We start from the raw sequence: 12,418 nt of genomic DNA, 5'->3' as shown, positions 1-12,418 counted from the left end.
TAGTCTATCACAGATTCTATACTGTGTATAATATATATTTTAAATTACACTGATAGAAATTTTTTATGAAAGCAAAAAAATCACACGAGCTGTGTGATTTCATTACTTATTAAAATACTTTTTAGTTTCAGCAATAACGACCGGCGACAAGACTAAGAGGGCAATCAAGTTTGGCAGAGCCATCAAGGCATTAACAATATCTGCGATAATCCAAACCATATCCAACTCGATAAATCCTCCCAACAAGACCATGAGTACAAAGACCACACGGTAGAGCCAGATAAAGCGAACCCCAAAGAGAAACTCGAAACATCGTTCTCCGTAATAGTTCCAACCTAGAATCGTTGTAAAGGCAAAGAGAACAAGGAAGATTGTTAAGAGGGCAGGTCCAAAGTGTGAAAAGACTGTTGAGAAGGCTGACTGAGTCAAGGCAACCCCATTCAAGTCACCACTCCAAACACCAGTTACCAAGATGGTCAAACCAGTCAAAGTACAGATAATGAGTGTATCAATAAAGGTTCCTGTCATGGAAATCAAGCCTTGCTCTACTGGTTCATTTGTCTTAGCCGCAGCTGCTGCAATGGGAGCCGAACCCAGACCAGATTCGTTCGAGAAAACACCTCGCGCTACACCATTTTGAATAGCCATCCGAATGCTAGCACCGGTAAATCCACCTACCGCAGCAACAGGATTAAATGCTGATGTCAAGATTAAAGCGATTGTGGCAGGGATTTTCTCGATATTAAAGAAAATAACTGTAAGAGTTCCCAAAATATAGATGATAGCCATAAAAGGAACAACGGTTGTTGAAACCTTTGAAATGGACTTGAGCCCACCAAAGACTGCAATTGCTACAAATACAGACAACACAAGAGCTGTGATGGCTGGCGAAATAGTCGTTGTATTTTGGATAGATTCTGTAATCGAGTTGACTTGGGTGAAGGTCCCGATTCCCAGCAAAGCTACTAGCACACCTGCCAGGGCAAAGAAGATAGCAAGGGGACGCCACTTTTCTCCCATCCCTAGAAGGATATAGTGCATCGGACCTCCCGCCACTGCACCATGATCATCCTTGGTGCGGTATTTGATAGCTAGTAGTCCTTCCGCATACTTGGTAGCCATCCCAAAGAAAGCAGCCATCCACATCCAAAAGAGGGCTCCTGGGCCACCGACCTTGATAGCCGTCGCCACCCCGATAATATTTCCCGTACCAACTGTCGCTGCTAGGGCTGTACATAGTGCCGCAAAGCTAGATACATCTCCATGCCCCTTGTCCTTAGTAAAAATGAGTTGAAAGGCCTTAGGCAAACGCAAAACCTGCAAGAGACCTAGACGGGCAGTTAGGTAAATCCCTGTTCCGACCAAGAGAATCAAGAGGGGCGGTCCCCAAGCAAAAGCATCAATTGATTTAAGCAATTCTAACATTTCCTTCTCCTATCTTATCAACTCCAAAAGAAAGAGCACATGCAAGATACATGTACTCTGGAATGCTTAGATAAATGCTAAAAAGCGGTCTATCCTAGCTCTGTCCTTTTACCTGAGAGTTTGAGCAGTTGCCTGCCTTGCCCCTTCGGTGCCTTTGCGGTCTCTCCAGAGTTCCGTCCATTTACAGTCATGGAAAATCAAACGATTCCCCACTTCTATTAAACTTCATTCGGTGTTGGTATTTAATTGATTCTTATTTTACAAAAAATGTTGGCTTTTGTCAATGTTTTTATCAGTAAAACTTAATTCAACAGTTTTTACTGTATAAAGTCCAAAATACTGCTATCCTTTAAAAGTGACAATAGTCGCACCACTGCCTCCAGCATTTTGTGGGGCATAGCCGAAACTCTTGACATGCTTGTTTCTTTGTAGGTATTTGGTGACACCTTCACGGATGACACCTGTTCCGATACCATGGATGATATCAACTTGTGCCATATTGTTAAGCAAGGCTTGGTCGATAAAGGCATCTAGCTCATTCATGGCCTCTTCATAACGTTTGCCTCGAAGGTCCAGTCTAGCTTGTGGACCACGACCAGAAGTTCGTTTCACGATATTGACTTGTTTTTTCTTGACTTGCTTTTCTTGCTGAGCTTGAACAAGGTCAAATTCTTTCTCTTCTAAAGTCATCTTAATCAAGCCGACTTGGGCTTCCCAGCGGCCGTCCTTGAGTTGACTGGTCAAGGTACCTCGCTGGCCATAACTGAGAACCACGATATCATCTCCCACCTTTGGAGCTCGTTTTTTCTTGGCCTTTTGAAGAACCTTATTTTTAGACAAATCTACTTTTTCAGGAGCTAATTTTTTCAGCTTGGCCTTGGCTTCAATGATTTCGTGGGGCTTGAGTTGGGATTTGCTGTGGAGATTTTTGAGAATCTGGTCACTTTCACTTAGGGCCATGTCCACAATCTCAGCAGCCTGTTCACGCGCCTTGTTAAGCTCTGTTTCCTTTTCACGATTAAGCTCATTGTAGAGCTTTTTGAGAGCACGGTTCATCTTGAGATTTTCTTGCTCCACCTCACGGATATTGTCCAAGCGTTTGCGACTTTCTAGCGTCTGCTCTTCCAGTTGTTCAATGATTCGGTTGACATCATTGTCCTGATTGACCTGCTGACTGGCATCTCCTACGATAACTTCAGATAATCCTAAACGTTTAGCAATTTCAAAAGCATTGCTTCGACCAGGCACACCCTGCATAAAGCGATAGGTCGGGCGTAGAGTCGCAGTATCAAACTCCATGCTGGCATTTTGCACAAAGGCTGTCTCGATACCATAGGCCTTGAGTTCTGGATAGTGGGTGGTCGCCATTGTCTTGACTTGACGCAGGCGAAGGTCTTCCAGAATAGCCATGGCAAGAGCAGCTCCTTCTTGAGGGTCTGTACCAGCTCCCAACTCATCCAAGAGTAAAAGTGAATGTTGGTTAACCTTGCCAAGAATATCCACAATATTGGTCATGTGGCTAGAGAAGGTAGACAAGCTCTGTTCAATAGATTGCTCATCGCCAATATCGGCAAAGATTTCTTCAAAAATACCAACACGACTTCCCTTATCTGCTAAAATCGGCAAACCAGACTGAGCCATAACCTGCGTCAATCCCAGAGTTTTAAGCATGATGGTCTTCCCACCTGTATTGGGACCTGTAATGACAATGGCTGTTAAATCTTGACCAAAATGGACATCATTTGCAACGGCATTTTTGACCAAAGGATGGCAGACATGGAGCAGTTGAATCTCTTGATTTTCTGACAGCTGAGGTACGACTGCTTGCCTTTCTTGGATAAAGCGGACCTTGGCACGAATCAAGTCCAGATGGCCGACAATCCAAGCATCATTGGCAATCTCAGCCGCATGAGGGCGGACACGCTCAGAAATTTCTTGGAGAATGCGAAGCATTTCATAGCGCTCATCTGCTCGTAAACTGGCAATTTCTTCGCTCAGTTTGACCACCTCACGGGGTTCGATATAGACGGTGTTTCCGCTGGCAGAAATATCATGAACGACACCTGCAATCTTATTGCGGTAGGTGTTTTTGACTGGTAAAACCTGACGTCCATTTCTGCTAGCAACAATCCCTTCCGTCAACATCTGCGCTTTTTGCTTGAGCAGGTCCTGTAAAACATCGCGGACCTGACTCTCGCTATCATGGATTTTTCGACGGATGCGCGCCAATTCTTCACTGGCAAAATTTTCAATGAAACCTGCATCATTAAAAGCTTGGAGATTTCCTTGTAATTGCGGAAAATCATGTAATTTCTCAAACCAAAGGGCTAATTCTTCCAAGCTGACATTTTCCAGATTAGCATAAAAACTTTGCAGTTCTCGGCTAGCAAGAAGCACGCGCTTCAAGAGTAGGAACTCCTCAATATTGAGGTCTGCTCCCATCTCCAACCGCTTGCAGACTCCTGAAATTTCCTTGGTTGCGAGAATGGTAAAATGTGGTTGCTCGACGAAAAGAGCCTGCATTTCCTTCATCTCAGCAAAAGCCTGTTTGATTTTATCTGCTTTGGCAGTAGGAACCAGCTGTCTCAATTGCTCCAAGCCCTGCTCGGTCAACAAATGGGGTTCAAACAAGGCCTTGACCTTATTGAACTCTAATGTTTCTAATATTTTCTTATTCATCTTTATTTCCTTGTCTTTGAATGTCTAGGTGTGGTAGCTTTTTACATTCTGATAGATTCGAGTCAAATCTGTAAACAAAGGGCGAGGAAAACTCCTGCCCTTTTTATCCGATTAAATTTGTCACCCAGATTTGTTTGAGCCAACTAGTTGTTACTGGTATGCTCTGGATGATGTGTTTTGCGACGATACTTTTTTCAAGAGGATTTTGAATAGCTGCCATGGGAATGGTTGCCAAGATAGTCAAGGCCATTTGCAAGACAAATAAGGTCACCAACATGGACAAAATACCTGCTGAAACTTGGAACAACTTACCACCCAGTTTTTTACTAGGAATCAAGTGTAAGAGGAGACCAAGCAAACGACCGATGCTATAGACAATCCCAAATACAAGCAAATAGCCGATCCCTGCGTAAAAGACCTTATCCAACTGAAAGAGTTGATCCGATGGGAAAAAGAAAGTTCCCTGACCTTCCTGCGGATTTGCATAAGGGACCAGCAAATGAAATTGCTCTCCTAGCCCCTTATAAAACTGGCCAGCCACAAAAGCCGATGCCATAGCTGAAATCAGGTAATAAATCTGTAAGAGCAGGCCTCTCCGATAGCCGATATAAAATCCCCAAGCCAAGACCAATAGAAGAAGGAGTGAAATCATAAGGGATCCTCAATCTTGCTCTGTTCTTGCTTGCAAGTCACAAGCTTGTGACGGAGTTCTTCTAATTCTTGCTCCTTATCGTCAAATTCAATCTCACGGCTGAGCTGAGTTGACAAACAGTTAACTGCCAACAAAAGAGCGATTGTTTCATCATCTGCACTAGGCATTTGTTCTTTAATTGCTTGGTATTTTTCTGTCGCAACCTTGGCGATTTCCTCCATAAAGAGATTATCATGCTCGGTTGTCAAGGTTAATGATTTTTTCCCGAATGTAAATTTGAATCGATTTAGATTTGCCATAAAATTCACCTCACGATATTATACCAAAATTCGCTAATTTTGTCAGTTTTTACAAATTTGCCTTCTTTTATGGTACAATAGAAACTATGGCAAGTATAACACTCACACCAAGCGAAAAGGAGATTCAGGCTTTTCTTGAACACTATCAAACAAGTCTGGCTCCCAGTAAAAACCCCTATATTCGCTATTTTTTGAAACTGCCTCAAGCAACCGTTTCTATCTATACTTCTGGAAAGGTCTTGCTTCAGGGTGAAGGAGCTGAGAAATATGCTAGTTTCTTTGGCTATCAAGTTGTAGAGGAAAACAGGGGACAAAATTTCCCTTTGATTGGGACAGATGAGGTGGGAAATGGTTCCTACTTTGGTGGACTTGCAGTTGTGGCTTCCTTTGTCACACCTGACCAGCATGACTTCTTGCGAAAACTAGGTGTGGGGGATTCCAAGACACTGACCGACCAAAAGATCCGTCAGATTGCCCCTATCCTCAAAGAAAAAATCCAGCACCAGGCACTGCTTCTCTCACCAAGCAAGTACAACGAGGTCATCGGAGACCGCTACAACGCTGTTTCTGTTAAGGTAGCCCTCCATAACCAGGCTATCTATCTCCTTCTTCAAAAAGGCATTCAGCCTGAGAAAATTGTGATTGATGCCTTTACCAGTGCTAAAAATTATGACAAGTACTTGGCACAAGAGGCCAATCGTTTCAGCAAGCCTATCAGCTTAGAAGAAAAGGCTGAGGGCAAATACTTGGCTGTCGCAGTTTCTTCTATCATTGCGCGTGACCTCTTTCTGGAAAATCTTGAAAATCTGGGACGAGAACTGGGCTATCAACTTCCAAGTGGAGCTGGAACGGCTTCTGATAAGGTGGCTAGCCAGATTTTACAGGCCTATGGAATGCAGGGACTCAACTTCTGCGCCAAACTACACTTTAAAAATACTGAAAAAGCGAAAAAACGCTTAGAAAGGTAAGTTATGAATTCATTTAAAAATTTCTTAAAAGAGTGGGGATTGTTCCTCCTAATTCTGTCATTACTAGCTTTAAGTCGTATCTTTTTTTGGAGCAATGTTCGCGTAGAAGGGCATTCCATGGATCCTACCCTAGCGGATGGTGAAATCCTCTTTGTTGTCAAACACCTACCTATTGACCGATTTGATATCGTGGTTGCCCATGAGGAAGATGGAAATAAGGACATTGTCAAACGTGTCATCGGAATGCCTGGCGATACCATCCGTTACGAAAATGATAAACTTTACATCAATGACAAAGAGACAGATGAACCTTACCTAGCTGACTACATCAAACGTTTCAAGGATGACAAACTCCAAAGCACCTACTCAGGTAAGGGATTTGAAGGAAATAAAGGAACCTTCTTTAGAAGTATCGCTGAAAAAGCCCAAGCCTTCACAGTTGATGTCAACTACAACACCAACTTTAGCTTTACTGTCCCAGAAGGAGAATACCTTCTCCTCGGAGACGACCGCCTGGTTTCTAGCGACAGCCGCCACGTAGGTACCTTCAAAGCAAAAGATATCACAGGGGAAGCTAAATTCCGCTTCTGGCCAATCACCCGTATCGGAACATTTTAAGAAACCTAAGAGGCCGAGAATCAAGAATCTCAGCCTCTTCTTCTATCGTGAGAAGTGATTATTCACTATCCAGTTTGATTAAGATAGAAACAAAGTTATACTCAATGAAAATCAAAGAGCAAACTAGGAAGCTAGCCGCAGGCTGTACTTGAGTACGGCAAGGCGAAGCTGACGTGGTTTGAATTTGATTTTCGAAGAGTATTAACTCTCACCTATTTATGCAAAGGAATCTTATGGAAGTTTATTTTTCAGGAACCATTGAACGGATTATTTTTGAAAATCCCAGCAATTTTTATCGCATCCTTCTCCTAGAAATCGACGATACGGACGCAGAAGATTTTGATGATTTTGAAATCATTGTCACGGGCACCATGGCTGATGTAATTGAGGGAGAAGACTATACTTTTTGGGGACAAATTGTCCAGCACTCCAAGTATGGGGAACAACTGCAAATCAGCCGGTATGAACGCGCAAAACCAACTAGCAAGGGCTTGGTCAAGTACTTTTCAAGTAGCCATTTCAAGGGGATTGGTCTCAAGACAGCTCAGAAAATTGTGGATACCTATGGCGACAATACCATTGACGAAATTCTGCAACACCCAGAAAAGTTAGAAGGTATCGCAGGACTCTCTGCCAAAAATCGCGAGGCTTTCGTCTCCACCCTCCGTCTCAACTACGGAACCGAGATGGTTTTGGCCAAACTTGCCAACTACGGCATTCCCAACAAACTAGCCTTCCAGATTCAAGATTTTTACAAGGAAGAAACCCTTGATGTTGTTGAAAATTATCCCTACCAGTTGGTCGAGGATATCAAGGGTTTGGGATTTACTATTGCTGACCAATTAGCGGAAGAACTAGGCATCGAAAGTCAGGCTCCCGAACGCTTCCGCGCCGGTCTAGTTCATAGTCTTTTTCAGGCCTGTATGGAAACAGGGGACACCTATGTTGAAGCACGGGATTTGCTAGAACAAACCCTTACTCTCCTTGAGTCTTCCCGTCCCGTGGAACTGGACCCCAGCCAAGTAGCTCAAGAACTCTCCTACCTGATCGAAGAAGACAAGGTCCAGCAGATTGATACCAAGATTTTTGACAACAGCCTCTTCTTCGCTGAGGAAGGCATCCGCAGTCACTTGGCTCGTATCCTTGAAAAAGGAAAACAGAAGAGCCATGATCTAGAAACCATTCAAAAACATATCGCTACTGTCGAAGAAGATCTGGGAATCCACTATGATAACATTCAAAAACAAGCTATCTGTGACGCTATCCAGAACAAGATTTTTATCCTAACAGGTGGACCTGGTACTGGTAAGACAACTGTTATCAATGGTATCATCGCTGTTTATGCCCTTTTAGAAGGACTTGACCTCAGGAAAAAAAGCAACTTGCCGATTCTTCTTGCCGCTCCAACCGGACGAGCCGCTCGGCGCATGAATGAATTGACAGGTTTGCCAAGCGCTACCATACACCGTCATTTAGGAATGACAGGTGACGATGATACCAGTCATCTGGAAGATTATCTGGATGCTGACTTTATCATCGTGGATGAATTCTCCATGGTGGATACTTGGCTGGCCAATCAACTCTTCTCCAACATCTCTTCTAACAGTAAAATCCTCATCGTGGGAGACAGCGATCAGCTACCGTCTGTCAGTCCTGGACAAGTTCTAGCGGATCTGCTTCATATTCCTTTGATTCCTCAGACTCGCTTGGAAAAAATTTATCGGCAAAGCGAAGAATCAACCATCGTTACCCTGGCTAGTCAGATTCGACAGGGCATCCTGCCAGCTGATTTCACCCAGAAAAAAGCAGACCGTTCCTACTTTGAAATTGCTAGCGGACATATTCCTGCTACTATTGAGAAAATCTTAGGCGCTGCCCTCAGAAGTGGTATTCCTGCACGTGATATTCAGGTTCTGGCTCCCATGTACCGAGGGACTGCAGGGATTGATGCTATCAATCAGCTCATGCAAGACCTCCTGAACCCACCACAAAAAGACCAACTCAGTTTTGAAGCTCCCCAGTGCCACTATCGTAAGGGAGATAAGGTCATTCACTTGGTCAACGATGCTGAAATCAATGTCTTTAATGGGGATTTAGGAGCCATCACAGACCTGATTCCGAGTAAATACACCGAGTCGAAACAAGACGAGATTGTCATTGATTTTGATGGCAACGAAGTCTCTTACCCACGTAACGAATGGTACAAGATTCGCTTGGCCTATGCCATGAGTATTCATAAATCTCAGGGAAGTGAGTTCCCAGTTGTCATCCTGCCTATCACCAGTGCTAGCAGGCGTATGCTGGAGAGAAACCTCATCTACACAGCCATTACACGTGCCAAAAGCAAGCTTATCTTACTAGGTGAATTACAGGCCTTCGACTATGCTACCCAGCACATCGGAACTGCCCGAAAAACCTATCTGATTGAACGCTTCAGTGATCTATTGGAAAATGTCGAAGATAATAAACCAGCTGTCTCTGAAACTACCACATCAACTGCCCCTGAACAATCCTACATCCTAACCGAAGAAAACTGGGATAGCATCCCAGCCATGATTGGGATTACAGACGCAGATCTCAAAGAGATTTTTGGAAAATAGTACACAAGAAAACCCACCAATTCAGGTGGGATTTTTGTTTATTAAGATTATTTAACTGTTGCTGTGCTTGTGATCAATTCAACAGCTTTTTTGATTGTGATATCGTGTTTCAACATATCAGCTGAAAGCAAGCTTTGTACTTGAGCCACTTCCATGTTGTAGTCTGTTGCCAATTGCTCAACTTCTTTTTGGATTTCTTCTTCTGAAGCGTCAAATCCTTCAGCTTTCGCAACTGCTTCGATAACAAGGTTAGTCTTCGTACGTGACTCAGCTTCTCCCTCGTATTGTTTGTGAAGGTCTTCTTGAGTAGTTCCAGTGATTTGGAAGTACATGTCAGGGTTGATACCTTGACGTTGCAAGTTTCCAAGGAATTCATTAACTGAACGGTGAACTTCTTCGTGGATCATTTCTTCTGGAAGTTCTACGATTTCAGCATTTTCTACAGCTTTATCAATTGCTGCACCTTCAACGGCATCTTTGTATGCTTCTTCTTTAGCAGCAGCCAATTCCTTGCGGTATTTTTCTTTCAATTCAGCAAGTGTTTCAACTTCTTCATCGATGTCTTTTGCAAGCTCATCGTCAAGAGCTGGAACTTCTTTAGCTTTTACTTCGTGGATAGTTGTCACGAATTTAGCTTCTTTACCTGCAAGGTCTTCTGCTTGGTAGTCTTCTGGGAATGTTACGATAACATCAACAGTTTCACCAGCTGAGTGACCTACCAATTGGTCTTCGAAACCAGGGATGAATTGACCTGAACCAAGTCCAAGTGAGAAGTTTTCACCTTTTCCGCCATCAAATTCAACACCATCGATAGAACCAACGAAGTCGATGACAACAGTGTCGCCGTTTTCAGCAGCAGCTTCTTTGATAACCAATTCAGCCAAGTTGTTGCGTTCGCGTTCGATACGCTCTTCAACGTCAGCGTCAGTTACTTCTTTTTCAACATCTACTGATACTTCAAGGTTTTTATAGTCACCCAATTTTACTTCAGGTTTTGTAACGACTTCAGCAGTGATAACCCAGTCTTGACCTTTTTCCATTGAAGTTACGTCAATTTTTGGTTGAGCAACCACTTCAAGACCAGCTTCTTTTACAGCTGCTTCATAAGCATTTGGCAAAAGAGCGTTCATAACGTCTTGGTAAAGTGACTCTTCACCAAATTTTTTGTCGAAGATAGGACGTGGAAGGTGACCTTTACGGAAACCTGGAACATTAAGAGATTTCTTCACTGAGTTGAAGACACGATCCAATTCTGGTTTGATTTGGTCTTGAGAGATAGTGAAAGTCAAGACACCACGGTTTGTTTCTTTGTTTTCAAATGATACAGACATTCTGTCATTTCTCCTTAAAATTTTTTAAATACAGTCTATTATAACATAAATGGGCGACTTTTTTCAAGTAATGAATGCGCTTTTCAATCCTGCTGGAAGTATGGTTTCTTCTTAATTTTCTTTAGAATTCAAATATAATCTTATAAAAGGTATTCAGTAGTGGCTGATTACAGTTAAAAAACGAATCGCCCATACATCCCTCATTAGGCGATTCGTTTTTCTTATTTAACCACAACCACTTTGTAATATTCGTTTGAGTGTGGAGATTCAATCTTAATTTTTTGACCATAGAAACCATCGATTTCTTTGTCAAGATAATCTCTAACTCCTGATGGCAAGCGTTTCATCTTAAGAATCTCACCGGATTGATCCGCATAGGCTAGAATGTGATAGTGAGTAGTGGTTGCTCCATCATCAATCAGTACAAAGTAACCTGTTTTAAGCTTACCTTGTTCATTTTCTAAATAGTATAGTTTATTGTTATTGATTGTGAAGTAAGTAGACGGAAGTCTAAGTCGTACACCTGGGTCTTCTAGATAAAGATCATTGCCAACTTTTTTGATTTCTGATCTAGTTGTCATCTCTGGAAGTGGTAATACTCTACGACCATCTGCTCCAAAGTAATATCGACCTGGCAGATTTTGGAAATTACGAATAACAGCTTTAGGATCAATTTCTTGTCCTTTTTCTTTATTATCCACTAAAGCTAAGGTTATATTTGCAACATGATCCCCATATTTGTCGGAAAACTTCTTGAACTCAGGTTTGACATACCAAGTGTTTTTAGCCACTATAACATCAGTAAATTTATTCCCATCATATTTTGCTTTAATCAGATATTCATATCCATCGCCTAAACGAACAATATCATCATGTTTATAAGGGCTATCTTGTAAAGTGAACATATGTCCATCCTTGCTGAGAATATAGCCTGTTCCATCACTAGAATTTACAACTCTATCAGAGGCCATTGCACCTGATTGTTCAAAATAATACCAATCACCATTTATGCACTCCCAACCTGTCATCATAGAACCACTAAAATGAAGATAGTACCATGTGTTGCCTTCTTTGTACCAGCCAGTACGCATAGCGCCACTATTAGCTAATGAGTACCAGGTGTTACCTTCCTTATACCAGCCAGTGCGCATGGCACCACTATTTGCGAGTGAGTACCAGGTATTGCCTTCCTTGTACCAGCCTGTGCGCATAGCACCACTATCTGCTAGTGAATACCAAGTATTGCCTTCTTTGAGCCAGCCTGTCTGCATTTTACCAGTGCTGTCAAAATGATACCATGAGCCAGCATTTTGTACCCATTTGTTTTTAGCGAGACTGCCATCTTGAGAAAGATTCCAGTCAGCACCATTTTTAACCCAAGTATCTGCAGCCTGTGCTTGGTTGATAGATAAAAGCAGACCAGCACCTATAAGCAAACCAAGAGTGAATAGTTTAGATTTTTTCATAGTTATTTCCTCCTGTTCTATAGTGAAATGAACATGACTTCCTAGTAAACAAAACTGTTCGCTTTTTTCTTTTTACTATGTCAGATAGTTTATTTCACAACAGAAACATTTCCTGTTGAACTGTCATATCTAACAGTTTCTCCATAAAAACCGGAAATTCCTTTTTCAATATAATCACGGAAATCATTAGGCAAAACTTTCATCTTCACGATTTCACCAGATTCATCTGCATAGCCCAAAATATGGTGATCTTTAGATAATAATCCGTCCATAAACATTGTAAAATATCCAGTTACAAGTTTACCATTATCATCATTGGCACCTCTTAGATAAAGTTTATTGTCATTAATTGTCAATCCAGATGAATCTAGACTAATAAC

At 42.2% G+C, this 12,418-nt stretch carries 9 protein-coding genes, 1 pseudogene and 1 riboswitch; of the genes and pseudogenes, 3 read left to right on the top strand and 7 right to left on the bottom strand.

The genetic code is table 11. The features are described 5' to 3' along the window. Positions 1 to 102: 102 nt before the first annotated feature. The 4 genes from D8848_RS06425 to zapA all read right to left on the bottom strand — a co-directional run bounded on the left by D8848_RS06425 (position 103) and on the right by zapA (position 5,055). On the bottom strand, positions 103 to 1,425 hold the full coding sequence (locus D8848_RS06425; protein WP_125443520.1) for an alanine/glycine:cation symporter family protein: 1,323 nt from the start codon (positions 1,423 to 1,425) through the stop codon (positions 103 to 105). A 90-nt stretch (positions 1,426 to 1,515) separates the two neighbouring features. Further along, positions 1,516 to 1,604: riboswitch (glycine riboswitch) on the bottom strand. A gap of 163 nt (positions 1,605 to 1,767) precedes the next feature. Then, positions 1,768 to 4,104, bottom strand: coding sequence for an endonuclease MutS2 (locus D8848_RS06420; RefSeq protein ID WP_125443519.1), 2,337 nt, complete (start codon positions 4,102 to 4,104; stop codon positions 1,768 to 1,770). A gap of 103 nt (positions 4,105 to 4,207) precedes the next feature. Further along, positions 4,208 to 4,756, bottom strand: coding sequence for a CvpA family protein (locus tag D8848_RS06415; protein ID WP_125443518.1), 549 nt, complete (start codon positions 4,754 to 4,756; stop codon positions 4,208 to 4,210). Next, on the bottom strand, positions 4,753 to 5,055 hold the full coding sequence (gene zapA, locus D8848_RS06410; RefSeq protein WP_125443517.1) for a cell division protein ZapA: 303 nt from the start codon (positions 5,053 to 5,055) through the stop codon (positions 4,753 to 4,755). Before zapA ends, D8848_RS06415 begins: the two co-directional genes overlap by 4 nt. 86 nt (positions 5,056 to 5,141) lie before the next feature. Here zapA and rnhC point away from each other — a divergent pair, with 86 nt between their 5' ends. The 3 genes from rnhC (at position 5,142) to recD2 (ending at position 9,241) form a co-directional block, all read left to right on the top strand. After that, positions 5,142 to 6,023, top strand: a complete 882-nt coding sequence (rnhC, locus tag D8848_RS06405; RefSeq protein WP_125443516.1) for a ribonuclease HIII — start codon at positions 5,142 to 5,144, stop codon at positions 6,021 to 6,023. A gap of 3 nt (positions 6,024 to 6,026) precedes the next feature. Continuing rightward, positions 6,027 to 6,641 carry a signal peptidase I gene (lepB, locus tag D8848_RS06400; RefSeq protein ID WP_004245100.1) on the top strand — a complete coding sequence of 205 codons (615 nt, stop codon included), beginning with the start codon at positions 6,027 to 6,029 and terminating at the stop codon, positions 6,639 to 6,641. A gap of 233 nt (positions 6,642 to 6,874) precedes the next feature. Continuing rightward, positions 6,875 to 9,241, top strand: coding sequence for an SF1B family DNA helicase RecD2 (gene recD2, locus D8848_RS06390; protein WP_125443515.1), 2,367 nt, complete (start codon positions 6,875 to 6,877; stop codon positions 9,239 to 9,241). A 47-nt stretch (positions 9,242 to 9,288) separates the two neighbouring features. Here recD2 and tig read toward each other — a convergent pair whose 3' ends face one another. The 3 genes and pseudogenes from tig to D8848_RS06375 all read right to left on the bottom strand — a co-directional run. After that, a complete protein-coding gene (gene tig, locus D8848_RS06385; protein ID WP_042751668.1) occupies positions 9,289 to 10,572 on the bottom strand; it encodes a trigger factor in 1,284 nt (427 codons plus the stop codon). 221 nt (positions 10,573 to 10,793) lie between these two features. Next, positions 10,794 to 12,038 carry an N-acetylmuramoyl-L-alanine amidase family protein gene (locus D8848_RS06380; RefSeq protein ID WP_060627605.1) on the bottom strand — a complete coding sequence of 415 codons (1,245 nt, stop codon included), beginning with the start codon at positions 12,036 to 12,038 and terminating at the stop codon, positions 10,794 to 10,796. 89 nt (positions 12,039 to 12,127) lie between these two features. Then, a pseudogene (locus tag D8848_RS06375) lies at positions 12,128 to 12,418 on the bottom strand (N-acetylmuramoyl-L-alanine amidase family protein); the annotation flags it as partial.

It is taken from the genome of Streptococcus mitis (assembly GCF_003942775.1).
GTDB lineage: Bacteria > Bacillota > Bacilli > Lactobacillales > Streptococcaceae > Streptococcus > Streptococcus mitis_CN.
This window is presented reverse-complemented; position numbering and strand designations above follow the sequence as displayed.